The following is a 16,448-nucleotide window of genomic DNA, read 5'->3' as shown; positions in this document are numbered from 1 at the left end:
AGACCACGCATCGCGTGGTCTTTTTGTATTTAGAGTCAAGGATATCATCGGCCTGCTTCCTTTTGGGGAAGCAGGCCGATTTTTATGGGGTTAGGCTGCTTTGATGTTGGTCGTGATATAGGGCTGCCAAGCTTGTTGGTAAAGCTCAAAGGATTGGCGACGCAAGCTCGTAATTTGAGCGGTTTCTATATCGTTAAGGTCTCTGTTTTCAGCAATGGCATGACGCTCAATACCTTGAATGATTTCGTATAAATCATGTTCAGGGCCACTTTTTACGTCTGCAATCTCTTTTAAGTGAAGTTGTACTTCGGCAACGATATTGGTTTTCGGTAAACGAACTAACAAGTTTAAGTCACGGTAGCCAGACGCTGCCGGTGTTTTAAATTTATTTTTTACTTTCACTACATCGGCTTCACGGCTGATTGATTCATACACTTCAACCAAGCTTTCTACGTCGTCAGCGATGATTGTGGCACGAGCTAAATCGGTGATTCGCTCAGTTTGCCCGTTTAACTCCAAGTTGATTTTCTCTTGTGCGCGATGCTTTGACTTCACGCCGGCGAAAATCGTATTAGACTGAGTCAATAAAGCAGTACTTTTACAAATAGTCTCTAGCTCTGCTTGAGCTTGGTGAGATTTGCTATACAGAATATCGAAATCACTGTAAGGCTGAACGGGTTGAGAATCGAACGCTTTAATACCGTAAAGGCCACTAAGGCTATGTTTGAATACTTTAGATGAGATTTGGTTTTGAGCAGGGGTTCGAGATTGCTCAGTTGAACTCGTTGATACAGTGGCTGCAAATGCAGGCGCACGGCTTAATACCAATAGCATTAAGGCTGTTGTACGAAGAAAAAGACTCATTCACACTCCCTTATACAAGGTTACTAAAAGATGAACTTAAAAGTGGTAACCATATAAATTTATTAGCGTAAAATGTTCTACTTAATAAGACATTGGGTCTGTTTAAGCAGAAAACAACCATATCGTTTTGTGAGTTGATAAAACGTGAACTGATAGACAAATCACGGACTCACTATTCGGACAAATTGTTTAGGTTTATTACCAATTCAGTTTTGTCTGGGTTAACGATGATGTACCCTTACATTATGACTAGTTAAGATGAATTAGAGATGAACGATCCTGAATTTTGGCACAATAAATGGGCCGCGAACCAAATTGGTTTCCACTTAGAAGATGTGAACCCGTTGTTGATCCAGTTTTGGGCGGAGACAAACCCAAGCTATGAAAGTAAAGTCTTTGTACCCTTATGTGGGAAAAGCGAAGATTTAATTTGGCTTGCGAGCAAACATGAAGATGTGCAGGGCGTTGAACTGAGCAAAATTGCTGTTCGTTCATTTTTCGCTGAACACTTTTATACACCTTTAGTTACCCCTGTGAGCGGGCAGCATGAGCTTTATCAATTTGATGAGTTGAGCATTTATGCCGGTGATTACTTCTCGGCGCCAATTCAACCAGTAGACATTATTTATGACAGAGCATCGCTGGTGGCGTTGCCAAGTGATATGAGAGTGTCTTATGTGGAAAGGCTTAAATCACTGCTTAACCCAGGTGGCCGAATTTTGTTGGTCACGTTAGATTATGATCAAGAAGAGATGTCTGGTCCTCCTTTTAGTATTCCAAGAGCTGAGGTTGAAGCACTCTTTGAAGGTTATAAAATTACGCAGCTTAACTGCGATATTGCAGGGGAAGATCATCCTAAGATTGCGAAGAAAGGGCTATCGAGGTTCGCGGAAGAAGTGTACTTGATTGAATCAGACTTCTAAGAAAAAGGCAGCTTAACGCTGCCTTTTTTGTTGTTATCTCGGTTAGTAGATCACTTTGATTTTTCTTGCGCTTTCTACCGCATCTTCAATCGCAGTCTCAATGGTTTGGCGACGAGTTAGCGCAACACCCAATCGGCGACGTCCGTCGATATCTGGTTTACCAAATAGTCTAACTTGGGTTTGAGGCTGAGTTAACGCGTCGTTTAGCCCCTCGAAGCGAATGTTGGTAGACGTGCCTTGGCCGAGTACAACAGCGGAAGCGCACGCACCGTACTGGGTAATTGAGTTGATTGGCATACCCGTAAATGCACGAACGTGGAGCGCGAATTCTGAACTGTCTTGAGACATAAGAGTCACAAGCCCTGTATCGTGTGGGCGAGGGGAGACTTCGTTGAAAATAACTTTGTCACCTTTTACAAATAGCTCGACGCCAAAAATTCCGTGACCACCTAGAGCATTCACCACTTGCTCAGCTGCGTATTGTGCTGCTTTAAGTGCGTTTTCAGACATCACTTGTGGCTGCCAAGACTCGCGGTAATCGCCGTCTTCTTGTCTATGACCGATAGGGCTACAGAAGTGAACGCCATCAACAGCGCGTACGGTGAGTAGAGTAATTTCATAATCAAAGTCGATGAAACCTTCCACAATTACACGTCCTGCGCCTGTACGTCCGCCTTCTTGAGCGTAATTCCATGCTTTTGGGATGTCTTCAGGTGTTTTCATGACACTCTGACCTTTGCCTGAAGAGCTCATCACAGGTTTCACGACACATGGCAGCCCAACAAACTCAACAGCAGCGGCGAAATCTTCGCAAGTATCTGCGAAGCGGTAAGGAGAGGTCGTCAGTTGAAGCTCTTCTGCTGCAAGGCGACGAATGCCTTCGCGGTTCATGGTGAGTTTGGTTGCATTAGCTGTCGGGACGACGTTTAGCCCTTGAGCTTCCAACTCAACCAACTTGTCTGTGGCAATCGCTTCAATTTCTGGTACTACGTAATCCGGTTTTTCTAGTTCAATAATGGCCTGAAGGGCATCTCCATCAAGCATGTCTAAAACGTGGCTACGGTGAGCAACTTGCATTGCTGGTGCATCAGCATAACGGTCGCAAGCAATCACTTCTAAACCTAAGCGCTGACATTCTATAGCTACTTCTTTACCTAGCTCACCAGAACCAAGCAGAAGTACTCGTGTCGCATTTTCACGTGTCGCAGTACCAAACATAAGAATTCCTTAATAGAGATTGAACTGTTGTAAACGAGCGAATCATACCTATTTCAACCGCAAACGCAATCGTTTGCGCGATCAATTTATGAGGATTGAGGAAATAAAAAAAGCGAAGCCAAAATTAGGCTTCGCTTTTTAAATGTTTGTTAACTATATGTTTTTAAATTGCTAGGTAAGAAACTGGAATGTCAGGGTTAATCGCTTCTAGTGTTGATTGTGTATCAGCAAGGTGACTGATTGAACCTTCTGACATTTCAACCAATGCGGCATTCTCAATTTCGTTAAAGTCGTGGCCAGCTAAACGCAGTTGGATAAGTGCAACTTGAAGTGGAGGTAGGCTCGGGTTAAACGCAGCATTTTCCGCGTAAGAACCAACAAAGCACTCACCGGATGCTAACTCTAGTGCAACGCCACTTAAGTTCTTGGTGTAAGGAGCGTGACTCACGTTTAGTCCACTTAGCGCTTTAAGTACTAGTGGGTTACTGTCTTCAGAACGGTATTGGTGGTCAAGCTTGGTCATTAAGCCTGTTTTAATACCGAGATCGGCAGGGCCAAATGATTCCGGTAGGTATTCTTGCAGAGGCTTTTCATCCCGCTCTGGAAGCTGAATTTTTAATTCTTTCGCTGTTGTCAGTTCGTTCATGAACTGGCGACAGTGGCCGCAAGGGCTGAAGTTAATGGTGATGTCTGAAATACCAGTTTCGCCTTTCATCCATGCGTGGCTAATCGCTGATTGTTCTGCGTGAACCGTTTGGCCTAATTGTGCGCCTGAAATCTCTAAATTGGCACCAAAGTACAAACGACCACTTAGGCCTCTTACTAGTGCTCCGACATAAAAGTTGGAGATTGGTGCATAAGAATAGGCGGCCGCCAATGGAAGTAGTGCAACGCGAAGTTCGTTGTCTGGTAATCCACTTTCGTTCAGCAGTTGCTCAAATTGTTGCTGAGAAAGAGTTGCATCAAAATCATCGGCAAGAACGATCTTGCTTAGAGATGCTTTGATCGTTTGAGGTGCATTTTCTAGCGCTTGTGCAATTTGGCTGTTCATTTTGAATCCTTTTTTAACCTTAGACTTTAATTCTAGGTTGTGGATAAAACATTACCGAGATCTGGATCACGCTACGGCTTAGATTGTTTCACTCTATTACATAGTTAGAGTGAGGTCACACATGTAATCGATTTCAACTTTCAGAATGGTTATTAGGCTCGCAAATAACTGGCGAACCTCGTTGCTAAAACATGAATATTTAGGCTTAAACGCCCATGAGTTGGTAAATCCAAACCACTACTGCGAATACTGAGGGCGCAATAATTGAGGTAATAACACCACATAGAACAAGGGCTAATGAACTAAAGGCAGCGTCTTGAGGCTGTTTCTCCGCACTCGTCGCTGTGCCTAGTGCATGAGAAACGGTTCCCATGGTCAGGCCGCGTGCTATAGGGCTTTTAATACCAATCAAATTATAGATGGGGTAAGCGCATATCGCCCCAAAAAGGCCGACTATAAGCACAAGGATCGCTGCAATAGCAGCTTCTCCGCCAAGGTGGCTAGAAATTTCCATAGCTATCGGAGTGGTCACTGATTTACCAAGCAAACTGGCGATTAGACTGAGCTCTGCTTTGAAGGCGACTGCAATAATAGAAGCGGTGAGCATCGACATGACACTGCCTAAAGTGCAAGCCAATGTGATTATTCGCCAGTTGGCTCTAATTTGTGGCAGTTGCTCATACAGTGGATAAGCTAATGCAACCACCGCAGGTTGTAGTAAGAAACTGATCCATTGGTTGTCCGCATAGTAAGTTTCAAAGGGTACCTTCAAATAGGTAAGTACAGGGATGATGATCGCGATACTGATTAAAAGAGGGTTAAACAGTGGCGAGTTCACCTTTTGACTGACCCAGCGAGCAAAGAGAAATACGATGATAGTGACAAGTAACCACATTATGAATTCCTCTTTGAAAGGTGGCGTTCAAGAAACCAAGCCAAAGAGACCAATACGATCAATGAGCCACCAACAGCACTTGCCATTATCGGTAAGGCGTTGGCGATGAGCATATCAGCATGCTCCATCAGTCCAACACTAATTGGGACAAACAGCAGTATCATATAGCGGATAATGAGGTTAGCGCTCGGCTTTACCCATTCAACAGGGATAATTCGTAGGCTCATTAATCCAAATAGGATCAGCATTCCAAAGATACTGCCGGGAATGGATGTGCCAAGAACGGTTTGTATGCCGTTGCCGAGCCATAATGCGATTAATATTAAGCCGAAAGAGACGAGGTAACGAAGTGCTATATGTAACTTGTCTTTCAAATGAACCTACCAAGAAATAAATAGGGCCCATCGATGAGCCCAAATACAGTGAATATTGCTAAGACGCGAGTTTTTCTACGTATTGATAAACGGCTTTTAGTATTGCCAATTTCTTTTCATCTGACTCATGTTCGTGAGCGAGGTTTTCTAGATTAAGCATGTACTCTTCAAGCTGCGACTCGTACGTTTCTCGGCAGTGATTAGCCCAGCGAAGTTGCTCGGATTCATCAAGCGTAAAAGGGAAATTACGGGCACGATACCTAAACAATAACGGCTTAATCCGTTCGTCACTGAAACTAATATCAAGCGCTGCAAGGTGATTAGGATCCGTTTCGCGAATGATATTCATCGCTGCTTTATCGGAAGGAGAGAAAAAATCATCGTAAAGCATGGTGTCGACGTCGCCACTCTTTTCATAGTCGCGATCAACGCTATACAGCTCGATGAGTTTTTCGCGTACTTCTGGGTGCTCACGTAATGTCGCAAGGTTTTTCAGGCATTGTTCACGGTCAATACCAATGGTCTCAGCATTTTCAGCAGTTAGAGTTTTCGCAGGTGCGAGCACTGGGCACTTATTTAGATGAACAAGCTTAATAGGTACTGGTAGCTCATCTTCCGCTAACTCGCTTCGTTTAGTGTAAAGGCGAGTGCGTAGTGTTTCTGCGTCGAGTTCTAAAAGTGGCGTTGGGTCTTTCGCTAAGTCGACCACGACAACAGCATTTTGGTTAGTTGGGTGCCAAGCCATCGGCACTACCCAGCTCGTGTAGTTACAATCACGACCGAACATACCTGATACGTGCATAAGTGGCGTCATGTTTACGATATCGACTAAATCGTTCAGTTTACGCTTATGACGCATGTTGTAGAGGTAATCGAACATTTTTGGCTGGGCTGCTTTGAGCTTTTTAGCCAGTTCAATCGTCGCGATAACATCGGCCATTGCGTCATGCGCATTCTCATGCTCGATGCCATTTGCTACCGATAAATGTTCCAGCTTAAAACTAGGGTAGCCTTCATCATTCTCTGGCCATTCTATACCTTGAGGACGAAGGGCGTGTACTGCTCGCATTACGTCAAGAAGATCCCAACGAGAGTTTCCGTTTTGCCAGCTCCATGCGTATGGGTCAATAAAGTTACGGTAACAAGTATAACGTGTGACTTCATCATCAAATCGAATGCTGTTGTAACCTAAGCTAGTGGTGTTGGGCTTTGAAAGCTCATCATGAATTTTGGCGATAAATTCCGGCTCCGGTAAACCTTGAGAAGCTGCTTTTTGTGGGGTGATTCGAGTGATCAGTGCCGCTTCCGGTGATGGAAGGTAATCAGCAGGCGGTTGGCAGTAAATAACTAATGGTTCGCCGATGATGTTGAAATCTTGGTCCGTTCTTACCCCCGCAAACTGGCTTGGGCGATCTTTGGCTGGGCTTGTCCCCCAAGTTTCGTAATCGAAGAAGAAGAAGGTCGGTTGTGCGTTTGAACTCATTGGTTATTCCTGCTCAGCGCATGGTAATACACTGGTCGTCAAAATGGATTGGGTTAAGTATCTGATATGTGATGGGCGCCACGCAAGCGACGAGCGAAAATAATTAGATTAATTGGTTGCTTGATTAATCATTAAACACATTTAACTCAGTTCGTGAGTGCTATAAATGATGAGCAATGTAATTAATGCCGATTGATGGATCGTAAATTGAACAATAGTTAAGAATCCACAAAATTAAGCTGGCTAATTATACTATTGTTATTAATAGCTCCTCATTTTAGAAAGGATTCCTTATGAGAGTATTGATAGCCCTGACTTGCCTCTGTTTTGCCTTAGCTGCGAATTCTGAAACGATTACAGTAATAAACAACGATAATAGCCATGAGCCTGTAATTTTAATCAAAGAGCAGATCCGCGCTATGCCTAAAACCACTTATACCACTAACTTGCCTTGGATTGATGGGCAGTCTAATTTTACAGGCGTAAAAGTGACAGACTTTTTTGAGGCGCAAGGTATCGAACTTCCTGAAGTGATTACAGTAAGTGCGCTAAACCATTATGCAATGGAGTTACTTAAATCAGATATCGAAACCTATCAACCGATTATTGCTTATCTGCGTGATTCAGAGCCTATGAGCGTAAGAGAAAAAGGGCCATATTGGCTTATTTACTCGCTTTCTGATCATCCTCAAATAGACAACAGCCTGTATCACTCTCAAATGGTATGGCAAATGGATAAGATAGAATTTCATGCGGATAAAAAGTAAATACGTAAAAACTAAGTATCCGCAACTCCGCTTAGCCAAGTTACTGCTTTTGGTAACGTCAGTGGTGTTACTCATTGCCAATATTACCTTGATGAAAGAAACAAGGATATTAGCTCAGTCTTATTCTGAGCAACAAAACCAAGCAACTTGGTTTCTGTTTCAATTGACTAAAGAACTGTCAGAGCTAATTGGGGAAACAAGTCTTGTAGGGGATGGTGACAAACATTTGGAGAGGGTGTGGCTCAAATATGACATCACATGGAGCCGGTTTGATTTGGTGCTGAATAGCAAAGAATCGAATTATTTTATGGATATGACGGACACGCGTCAGTTTTTTGAGGAACTGTTTACGGAGTTTAAGTCATTAGAACCACTGCTAAAAACAGTAACTAATGACGATCCTGTAACGGGAAGTGTGTTTCATTCAGAAGTGAAGCGTGTCTACATGAAGATGATCGGTTACGTAAATAGAAACTTCAGAGTTAACAGCCCTTTGTATACAGCACAGCAATCGAAAGCGCAGCAGTTACAATCGCTTCAGCTAATGGCGTTGGTAGGGTTTATGTTTTGTTTAATGCTGATTAGCGTTGTCTTTTATAAAGAATCTCGCTTCCATCATAAACTAGCCATGACAGATACATTAACCAATCTAGGAAACCGTCTCGCTCTATTTACTAAAATGCAGCACTTAAATAATGCACAAAAAGATTTCACGTTGTATTTGCTTGATCTTGATGGGTTTAAATCGATCAATGACCAGTATGGTCACCAAGAGGGGGATAACGTGCTCATCGAACTTTCTGAACATATTCGAGAGTTTGACTGTGAAAATTACCGCGCATATCGAATTGGCGGGGATGAATTTGCCATTGTTCATCGATATTGTTCTCAGAAGAATGAAACGGGTGTTGTTGAACACATAGAAAAGATACATGAATGCCCAGGTTCGCGTTTCGCGACAAACCCTTTGCTAGGGGTGAGTGTTGGTGTGGCAACTTTTCCAAAAGATGCGCAGGATATCGATGAGCTCATCAGCATTGCGGACAAACGCATGTATCAGATGAAGTTTTATCACAAGCAAGATAAACAGGCGTTAAAAAAACAGGTATGATACGCCTGTTTTTAAATCCTGAGTTGGAAAGGTCATGGCAAAGTTAACATTACAAGAGCAAATGCTAAAAGCTGGCTTGGTAAATGAAAAGAAGCTAAAGAAAGCAAAAAAAGGCTCTAAAAAATCTCGAGTTCAAGCGAGAGAAGCAAAAGCAGCCGCTGAAGCAAATAAAGTTGCGCAGCAAGAGCGTGATAAAGAACTAAACAATCAACTGAAAGAAAAGCAGCTGAGCAAAGAAATCAAAGCTCAAGTGAAGCAGTTGATTCAAATGAACAAAATTGACCTTAAAAACGGCGAAATCAAGTACAACTTTACTGACGGTAAATTAGTAAAATACCTATACGTTGATGAACTTACTCAAAAGCAATTGAGTAACGGTATTTTGAGCATTGCTCGTCAAGAAGAAAGCTATGTGGTTATCCCGACAAGTGTGGCGAACAAGATCGCAATGCGTGATGAAGAATCCATTGTCGATACGCAAACCGCGAGCTCAGACGAAATGGATGAAGACGATCCGTATAAAGATTTTGTGATTCCAGATGATTTAATGTGGTAATCACTGTCCGAGAAATAAAAAACCGATGCATAAGCATCGGTTTTTTTATACCTGAAAGTGTTTGGCGATTAAGCGTTCGCTTGTTCCAACTCGCGGTTTTGTTCTTTTTTACCTAGAAGCCTGCTTGTGATTGTTCCGGCTGTCATTGCGCCAGACACATTCAATGCAGTACGAGCCATGTCAATCAGAGGTTCAATAGAGATCAACAGAGCCGCTATCGTAACTGGTAAGCCCATCGCTGGCAGTACAATGAGCGCAGCGAATGTCGCACCGCCACCAACCCCAGCGATTCCGAAAGAGCTAACCGTGATAATCGCGATCAGAGAAAGAATGAAGTTGATGTCCATTGGGTCGATTCCGACCGTAGGCGCGACCATTACCGCAAGCATTGCTGGGTAAATACCTGCACATCCGTTTTGACCGATTGTCGCGCCAAATGATGCTGACAAGTTTGCGATCGCTGGTGGAACATTCAGCTTGGTAATTTGAGCTTCAACATTCAATGGGATAGTGGCAGCTGAACTACGTGATGTAAATGCGAACGTCAGTACTGGCCAAATCTTCTTGAAGTATTCTTTTGGGCTGACTCCAACAAATGAAACCAAAATGCCATGCACAACGAACATCAGTAAAATGGCAACGTATGAAGCGACGATGAAGCCTAATAAGCTCAGAATGTCTGATGCGCTAGACGTAGCAACAACCTTAGCCATGAGCGCTGCAATACCATACGGAGTCAACGCCATGATCATTTTAACTAAGCGCATTACGACCGATTGTGTTGCATCCACGAAAGTATGAATTGGGTTTTCTAACTCTTCTTTTTCTGCCATCACTTTGCGTGCTGCAATACCAACTAGCACGCCGAAAATAACAACAGCAATGATGGATGTAGAACGAGCACCTGTTAGGTCAGCAAACGGGTTAGTAGGAATAAAACTCACCAGCATTTGAGGAATGGTTAGGTCTGAAACGCGGTCGATTCTGTTTTCTAGAACGGAGATACGAGCAGTTTCACGAGCCCCTTCAACTAATCCTTCTGCTGAAAGCCCGAAGATTTGGGTCACAGCAATGCCAACGATAGCTGAGATAGCCGTGGTTGCGAGTAAAACCGAGATAGTAAGACCAGATATTTTACCGAGTGAGCCGCCTTTCTCTAGCTTAACGACTGCAGCAATCATGGATACTAAAACAAGTGGCATGATGACCATTTTTAGTAGACCGACGTATCCGCGTCCGACGACGTTTACCCAGTCTAAGGTTTCCTTGATAACAGTGCTGCCTTCACCAAATATGAGTTGCAGGCCAAGACCAAAAGCACTACCAAAGACAAGACCTAATAGAACCAGTCGGGAAAGTGTATTTTCTTTTTTCTGCTGTCCGTAGAGAAAGTAGAGAATACCGAGGAACACCGCAAGTGATGCGATAGCTGCAAGTGACATTTTATATCCTTATGGATTTCATTTTATTGATAACTTCTCATGATATATGGTCATGAATACTGTTAGGTAAAATAGCGTCCTGTTTACAGATATAAAATAAGAAAAAAGAATTTATTAGAACAAAACGATATATGTTTTGAGTGGCTTGGTTGAGTAATTAACGAATTGTTTCTAACTTAGCCAATATCATCGATATTCAGATAAAAAAGTGAGCATCTTTTTAGAATCGTACATTTCTGTCGGGTGGTATTTACTGGAAAATAATTTGTATAGGGCAGTTTTTGCGACATCATGCGCTTGGATTGGAACGAGACTTTTGAGGCGTCCGAGCATAAGTGGGCGAAATAACCACAAAATCATTTGAAGCCATTTTTCATCAAGTCTTGGTTTTTTGCGTTCTCCAACTAAAGGCCCTGGCCGTAGAATCAATAATTGTTCGAAACCCATTCGAGTTAGAGTTTGTTCCATTTGCCCTTTGCAGCGTAGGTAATGCGACGGAGATTGCGTCGACGCGCCGTAACTTGAAACAACAGCTAATCTTTTTACACCGAGTAAGTGCATCGTTTGGGCGACATGGCAAACCAGTTCGTAGTCGACTTTGTACAATGCCTCGTTGGAACCCGCTTGCTTAATTGTCGTTCCTAAACAAATCAGCCCTAGAGTTGGAGAAGGACGAGATTCGTCCCATTCGTTTATCTGCAGATCAGGACTAATAAGCTCAATAAGTTTGCTGCCATCGGTATTCCAGTTAGAAGGGAGCGGGGAGCGTCCAAGGCTATAAATTGAAGAGATAGCGGATTCGTTTAACATCAATTCAATGGCGTGAGAGCCTACTAGGCCTGAACCACCTGCAATCATGACTACGCTTTTGTCGCCTTGTATCTGCATCTTATATCCCTTCTGAAACTCAAGATAATTGTAGCTACCTCAATATGTTAAATCTGTGATTGTACAGTGAATTTATAATATTGAAGGCAATAGGCTAAATGAGGTGGAAGTGGAGTTAACTTCCATAATTTAAGTGAATTGATTTTTTGCTGGTAATTGAATTTGTTATGAAATTAATAGATTTTGCGATTGGTTTTATATAATGTTTTTCGCCCGTTTGTCTTGGTAAAAAAGAAGTACAGGAGAAATCATTGGAAGTACAAGTAACAGATGAAAAAGCACTCGCGTCTCGTTGGTCTAGGCTGTGGGCGGCTATTATCGATAGTATGGTTATAGGGGCGATATCAGCTTCTACTTATTATGTAGAGCCGTTACATAGTTTAATATGGAATTCTGAATTTCCGACGCTGCTTAATATTATTTACTTAACAGTGGTTTACTTCCTCATTAATGGCTATTTTCTCGAAAAGCATGGGCAAACCATTGGCAAAAATGTTTTTGAGATTTCAGTCGTTAGACTTGACGGATCCCACATCGGTTTCAAAGGCATATTGTTCAAACGTTACTTGCCGATATCTGTGCTTGCGAGTATCCCTTTTATCGGTGTTGTCGCGATAGTAAATGTATTATTTATCTTTAGAAAAGACCGTCGTTGTATCCATGACTTGATTGCAGGCACCAAAGTAGTGGATGTTTCCCAACCAAAAGAAATGGATTTCAGTAAGATTCCTTAAAGTCGGATGAATAAAAGAAGGCCTCTATGTGAGGCCTTTTTTTGTGAGAGTAATGAGCTTAATAGTAAACATCAGGTAAAGGAGAGAGGAACTTTCTTTTTCGATTTTTGTGTTTGACGTTTCTTGTCATGAGTCTTTCTTTTACTTTGATTAGCAAACATATTCACCTCCAAGTGATACTGCTACGTCCGTACCATTGAGATAAAGCATTTTCGGTGCCAATTTTTAAGTCTATGATTTCTATAAAGGCATATGGTAACGGAATGAATTACTCGCGAAATGAGTCTAATTTTGACGCCTGTTTTGCCTAAACGGTCAAATGTGTTTCAACTGAGCGTGTTTTTGTCAGTTAGTGATAGATAGCGTATTGCTAAGCGAGTAAACTGCTTTTACTAAGCATAGACCAAGGACGCGCTATGAACCTAAAATTCAATACACTGGCTCCCACTCAAATATATCACCTTATGACTCAAACGGTTGTACCTCGCCCAGTGGCGTGGGTTTTAACAGAGTCTTCTGAAGAGAACTTCAACCTCGCGCCATTTTCGTATTTCACGCCCGTTTCCAGTAATCCGCCATTATTAATGATGTCGGTAGGTAAAAAACCATCAGGTGAAATCAAAGATACAACTCGCAACGTACTGGAAACCGGAAAGCTTGTTATTCACATTGCCAGCGCACATTCGTCAGAAGCGGTAACGAACTCGGCAGCTACGTTGGATCACGGTGAATCTGAAGTCACTGCTAATAATCTCGAACTTACCGAGTTTGAAGACTTCCCTTTACCTAGATTAGCGGAGTGCGAGATTGCTTTTGGTTGCCGTCTATTTGAAGTAAAAGAAATTGGAGACACGCCTCAGAGCCTAATTTTCGCGGAAGTTGAGCAAGTGTACATCTCTCCTAATGTAATCGACGGTGGAAGTGAACGATTAAAAATTGATGCGTCATTACTTGATCCCATATCTCGATTAGGCGGCGGTGAATTCGCAAAAATTGGCGATGTTTTTTCGATAGCACGACCAAAATAAGCAGTGCTAGACACTGGTTTTTCCCTTTTATCTCAGACTCAAGAGTAGAAATAAACAATGATAGACAGCCGTTACTCTCAAGACATTCAGCATCGTATTGATCAAAAAACCAAGCCTCTGGGAGCGTTAGGCCAATTAGAAAGCGTGGCCCATCAGTTAGCCCTAATTCAGAGTCAAGGTTTGCCATCTGCCGTTGATCAAATTGAGGTCAAACAGCCAAATATCGTCATATTTGCTGGTGACCATGGTATTGCCGATGAAGGTGTAAGCATTGCGCCAAGCGCCGTTACACAACAAATGGTCTTGAATTTTTTGAATGGTGGGGCTGCCATTAACTGTTTCTGTGACGTTAATAATATTGCGTTAACGGTTGTTGATACGGGTATTTTATTAGAGGTCGAAACGACGAGCCCTCAATTTGTAAGCCAGCGTTTAGGAACCAGAACGAATAATTTTGCGGCTCAAGCCGCAATGATATTACCTCAAGTGGAAGAAGGCATAAGCCTTGGCAAAAAAGTAGTCGCTGAGCAGATCGAAAAGGGGTCAAACCTAGTGATGTTTGGGGAAATGGGGATTGGCAATACCAGTAGTTCGGCAGCGATTTTGTCGGCGTTGGCAGGCAAGTCCGTCGAAGATTGCGTCGGTCTTGGTACCGGGATTACTTCCGAGCAGTTACAGCTAAAAACCAAACTTATTGGGGAAGGTGTTAAACGTTGTAACGGCAAACCAGTTAAAGAGGTGTTGGCTGAAGTCGGCGGCTTTGAAATTGTACAAATGGTTGGTGGCTTTCTTGCAGCACATGAACATAAAACGCCCGTAATCGTGGATGGTTTCATCGTGTCTGTAGCGGCTTATGTCGCCACGCTAATTCAGCCTGAGGCTCGCGACTATATGATTTTTGCCCATAAGTCTGAAGAATCAGGTCATAAGATAGTATTAGATCTTTTGGATGCTAAACCGTTGCTAGATTTAGGGTTGCGTTTAGGGGAAGGGACGGGGGCTGCATTGGCGTTACCTTTGATCATGGCTTCTGTGCAGTTTTATAACCATATGGCGAGTTTTGAAAGTGCAGGAGTCACAGTGTAATGACTGCTTGGTTTAAATACCAATTCGAGCTATTTGCTCTTGCACTCAGTTTTTTTTCGCGAATTCCTATTCCGGCGAACACACCTTATTCAGATGAACGAATGAATCGATCCGGTCGGTACTTTTCATTGGTCGGACTGATTCTGGGCGCGATGTGTGGTGGTGTGTTTTGGTTAAGCTCACAGGCTTTTTCGTCTGATGTGTCTGTTTTTTTAACTATGGTGTTTAGCTTGATGCTGACGGGAGCGTTTCACGAAGACGGACTAACCGATATGGCGGATGGAATAGGTGGGGGCATGACCTTAGAACGACGCCTAACCATCATGAAAGATAGTCGTATTGGTACATACGGCGCCGCTACCTTGATTATGGCGTTACTCGGTAAGTGGCTGCTACTGACTGAACTTAGTCAACTTTCCACGATGTTTTCAGTGTTCCTCGTTGGGTATGGATTAAGCCGAGCGGTTGCGGCTTCTTTAATTTATGACATGCCTTATGTCAGCGACCTAGATACCAGCAAAAGTAAGCCGTTAGCGAATAAGCAAACGAAGGGTGAGTTATTATTTCTAAGCGCAGTGGGATTAGCGCCGGCTTTGTTAATGGGGCTACATATTGTCTTTTCGCTGGCTGTGATCGCTTTGTTGTTCCGAGTTGCAATTAAGCGATGGTTACTTTCTCGTTTGGGTGGCTTCACTGGAGACTGCCTAGGTGCTGCTCAACAATTGATGGAATTGTTGATCTATTTATTTCTTGTCGCACAATTTGAGCACCACTTCATTAGTACGAGCGTAGAGATTTGGTAAAAATAAACAGAGTTAAAGAGCACCATCTAATATTAGGCGGCGCGAGATCAGGTAAGTCTTCATTCGCTGAAGCACAAGTCATTTCAAAGGCAGAGTTGAATGTGGGCTCAACGCTACACTATGTCGCGACGGCGATCTGTTTTGATGACGAGATGAAAGAGCGTGTACAGCACCACAAGAACAGACGTGGCCATCAGTGGGTTGAACACGAAGAGCCAGTGGCACTAGCAGATAAGTTGTCTCAGTTTGGTGATGCAGATGTTGTGTTGGTAGATTGCCTAACGCTTTGGCTCAATAATGTGTTGTATGAGCTAGGCGAAGATGCCACGAACCAAGAGGTAGAGCAGGAAATCGAACGCGTGTGTGCGGTTTTAGCAAAGAGTGAAGCTCAAATCTTTATGGTTTCGAATGAAGTTGGCCTAGGCGTCGTTCCTCTAGGCAAGGTATCCCGACTGTTCGTTGATAATGCAGGAAGAATGAATCAAGCCATTGCTAAAATTTGTGGTCAGGTAACATTAATTGCAGCCGGCCTTCCTCTATCTTTAAAAGATGAAACAAGACAAGTAGAGCGTCAGTGATGTTGAAGACGAAAAATATCTTCTTGCTTCGACACGGTAAAACGCTGGGAGCTGCGGCTCTTAATGGCAAAACCGATGTGAAGGTAGACAGGTTAGTTCAGCAACGTATTTCTAGTGCTTTAGCAAAGAATGAATACAAATTTGATCTGATCTTGAGCTCTCCACTCACGCGATGCTCGGATTTAGGTGAAATCCATTCTAAATTTGAGGATATTCCGCTAGAGATTATCCCTGAACTTCAAGAAATGAATTTCGGCGATGTCGATGGTGTCCCGTTTGATTTACTGAAAAATCAATGGCCTACCTTAGAGAGCTTTTGGCAAGATCCTGCTAACCATCAGCTATCCGGTGCTGAAAGTTTACACTCGTTCCAAAAACGAGTTATTAGTGGTTGGTCGCACGTTTTAGATATTGACCATGACAATTTATTAGTGGTTACGCATGGTGGCGTGATCAGAGTATTACTCGCACATTTGTTAGAAGTAGATTGGCGAAACCCCAGTTGGTATTCCAATCTGGCGATAGCCAATGCTTCGATTACGCATATTCAAGTTACACAAGCCGACCAAATGTTCATTAGCGTGAAATCAATCGGTTTGGAAATTATTTAAAATCAGCGGAATGAATGGCTGATTAGAAGGACAGAA

The 16,448-nt window shown here is 42.9% G+C and carries 18 protein-coding genes; 10 read left to right on the top strand and 8 right to left on the bottom strand.

Features of this window, described 5'->3' with window-relative positions:
- Nucleotides 1–90: 90 nt before the first annotated feature.
- Entirely contained in the window at nucleotides 91–864 is a 774-nt protein-coding gene (locus ACHUFI_RS04010; RefSeq protein WP_394247074.1) for a RelA/SpoT domain-containing protein, read from the bottom strand.
- A gap of 269 nt (nucleotides 865–1,133) precedes the next feature.
- Here ACHUFI_RS04010 and ACHUFI_RS04005 point away from each other — a divergent pair, with 269 nt between their 5' ends.
- A complete protein-coding gene (locus tag ACHUFI_RS04005) occupies nucleotides 1,134–1,787 on the top strand; it encodes a thiopurine S-methyltransferase (RefSeq protein ID WP_394247073.1) in 654 nt (217 codons plus the stop codon).
- 42 nt (nucleotides 1,788–1,829) lie between these two features.
- Here ACHUFI_RS04005 and purT read toward each other — a convergent pair whose 3' ends face one another.
- From purT to sbcB, 5 genes are all read right to left on the bottom strand, one after another.
- Nucleotides 1,830–3,005, bottom strand: a complete 1,176-nt coding sequence (gene purT, locus ACHUFI_RS04000) for a formate-dependent phosphoribosylglycinamide formyltransferase (RefSeq protein WP_394247072.1) — start codon at nucleotides 3,003–3,005, stop codon at nucleotides 1,830–1,832.
- A gap of 163 nt (nucleotides 3,006–3,168) precedes the next feature.
- A complete protein-coding gene (cdd, locus tag ACHUFI_RS03995; protein WP_394247071.1) occupies nucleotides 3,169–4,056 on the bottom strand; it encodes a cytidine deaminase in 888 nt (295 codons plus the stop codon).
- A 205-nt stretch (nucleotides 4,057–4,261) separates the two neighbouring features.
- The gene (locus ACHUFI_RS03990) at nucleotides 4,262–4,951 is read right to left on the bottom strand and encodes an LrgB family protein (RefSeq protein WP_394247070.1); all 690 of its coding nucleotides are present in this window, start codon (nucleotides 4,949–4,951) and stop codon (nucleotides 4,262–4,264) included.
- Nucleotides 4,951–5,325, bottom strand: a complete 375-nt coding sequence (locus tag ACHUFI_RS03985) for a CidA/LrgA family protein (RefSeq protein WP_394247069.1) — start codon at nucleotides 5,323–5,325, stop codon at nucleotides 4,951–4,953. The genes ACHUFI_RS03990 and ACHUFI_RS03985 overlap by 1 nt, the downstream gene beginning before the upstream one ends.
- Nucleotides 5,326–5,383: 58 nt before the next feature.
- The gene (gene sbcB / locus ACHUFI_RS03980; RefSeq protein WP_394247068.1) at nucleotides 5,384–6,808 is read right to left on the bottom strand and encodes an exodeoxyribonuclease I; all 1,425 of its coding nucleotides are present in this window, start codon (nucleotides 6,806–6,808) and stop codon (nucleotides 5,384–5,386) included.
- A 293-nt stretch (nucleotides 6,809–7,101) separates the two neighbouring features.
- Here sbcB and ACHUFI_RS03975 point away from each other — a divergent pair, with 293 nt between their 5' ends.
- The 3 genes from ACHUFI_RS03975 to ACHUFI_RS03965 are packed head-to-tail and all read left to right on the top strand — an operon-like array spanning nucleotide 7,102 to nucleotide 9,242.
- Nucleotides 7,102–7,575 carry a putative pterin-binding protein gene (locus ACHUFI_RS03975; RefSeq protein ID WP_394247067.1) on the top strand — a complete coding sequence of 158 codons (474 nt, stop codon included), beginning with the start codon at nucleotides 7,102–7,104 and terminating at the stop codon, nucleotides 7,573–7,575.
- Nucleotides 7,559–8,686, top strand: a complete 1,128-nt coding sequence (locus ACHUFI_RS03970) for a GGDEF domain-containing protein (protein ID WP_394247066.1) — start codon at nucleotides 7,559–7,561, stop codon at nucleotides 8,684–8,686. Before ACHUFI_RS03975 ends, ACHUFI_RS03970 begins: the two co-directional genes overlap by 17 nt.
- Nucleotides 8,687–8,720: 34 nt before the next feature.
- Nucleotides 8,721–9,242: a DUF2058 domain-containing protein gene (locus tag ACHUFI_RS03965; RefSeq protein ID WP_394247065.1), complete on the top strand. Its 522-nt coding sequence runs from the start codon at nucleotides 8,721–8,723 to the stop codon at nucleotides 9,240–9,242.
- A gap of 68 nt (nucleotides 9,243–9,310) precedes the next feature.
- Here the strand turns inward: ACHUFI_RS03965 and ACHUFI_RS03960 are convergent, their stop codons facing one another.
- Together ACHUFI_RS03960 and ACHUFI_RS03955 are read right to left on the bottom strand one after the other, a co-directional pair.
- Nucleotides 9,311–10,684 carry an L-cystine transporter gene (locus tag ACHUFI_RS03960; RefSeq protein ID WP_394247064.1) on the bottom strand — a complete coding sequence of 458 codons (1,374 nt, stop codon included), beginning with the start codon at nucleotides 10,682–10,684 and terminating at the stop codon, nucleotides 9,311–9,313.
- A gap of 186 nt (nucleotides 10,685–10,870) precedes the next feature.
- Nucleotides 10,871–11,572, bottom strand: a complete 702-nt coding sequence (locus tag ACHUFI_RS03955; RefSeq protein WP_394247063.1) for an NAD-dependent epimerase/dehydratase family protein — start codon at nucleotides 11,570–11,572, stop codon at nucleotides 10,871–10,873.
- Between the two features lie 251 nt (nucleotides 11,573–11,823).
- Between ACHUFI_RS03955 and ACHUFI_RS03950 the strand changes: the two genes are divergently transcribed.
- The 6 genes from ACHUFI_RS03950 to ACHUFI_RS03925 all read left to right on the top strand — a co-directional run bounded on the left by ACHUFI_RS03950 (nucleotide 11,824) and on the right by ACHUFI_RS03925 (nucleotide 16,412).
- Entirely contained in the window at nucleotides 11,824–12,306 is a 483-nt protein-coding gene (locus ACHUFI_RS03950; RefSeq protein ID WP_394247062.1) for an RDD family protein, read from the top strand.
- Between the two features lie 416 nt (nucleotides 12,307–12,722).
- A complete protein-coding gene (locus ACHUFI_RS03945) occupies nucleotides 12,723–13,334 on the top strand; it encodes a flavin reductase family protein (RefSeq protein ID WP_394247061.1) in 612 nt (203 codons plus the stop codon).
- A gap of 57 nt (nucleotides 13,335–13,391) precedes the next feature.
- Nucleotides 13,392–14,420, top strand: coding sequence for a nicotinate-nucleotide--dimethylbenzimidazole phosphoribosyltransferase (gene cobT, locus ACHUFI_RS03940; RefSeq protein WP_394247060.1), 1,029 nt, complete (start codon nucleotides 13,392–13,394; stop codon nucleotides 14,418–14,420).
- Nucleotides 14,420–15,223 (top strand): adenosylcobinamide-GDP ribazoletransferase, encoded by an 804-nt coding sequence (locus ACHUFI_RS03935; protein WP_394247059.1) that lies wholly within the window; start codon nucleotides 14,420–14,422, stop codon nucleotides 15,221–15,223. Before cobT ends, ACHUFI_RS03935 begins: the two co-directional genes overlap by 1 nt.
- Complete coding sequence (cobU, locus tag ACHUFI_RS03930; protein WP_394247058.1) at nucleotides 15,217–15,801, top strand: bifunctional adenosylcobinamide kinase/adenosylcobinamide-phosphate guanylyltransferase; 585 nt, start codon at nucleotides 15,217–15,219, stop codon at nucleotides 15,799–15,801. The genes ACHUFI_RS03935 and cobU overlap by 7 nt, the downstream gene beginning before the upstream one ends.
- Nucleotides 15,801–16,412, top strand: a complete 612-nt coding sequence (locus tag ACHUFI_RS03925) for a histidine phosphatase family protein (RefSeq protein ID WP_394247057.1) — start codon at nucleotides 15,801–15,803, stop codon at nucleotides 16,410–16,412. Before cobU ends, ACHUFI_RS03925 begins: the two co-directional genes overlap by 1 nt.
- The last annotated feature ends 36 nt before the right edge of the window (nucleotides 16,413–16,448 follow it).

This window comes from Vibrio profundi (genome assembly GCF_043642225.1).
Lineage (GTDB): Bacteria > Pseudomonadota > Gammaproteobacteria > Enterobacterales > Vibrionaceae > Vibrio > Vibrio profundi_A.
The sequence above is the reverse complement of the archived record's forward strand: the minus strand, read 5'-3'. Positions and strand labels throughout refer to the sequence as shown.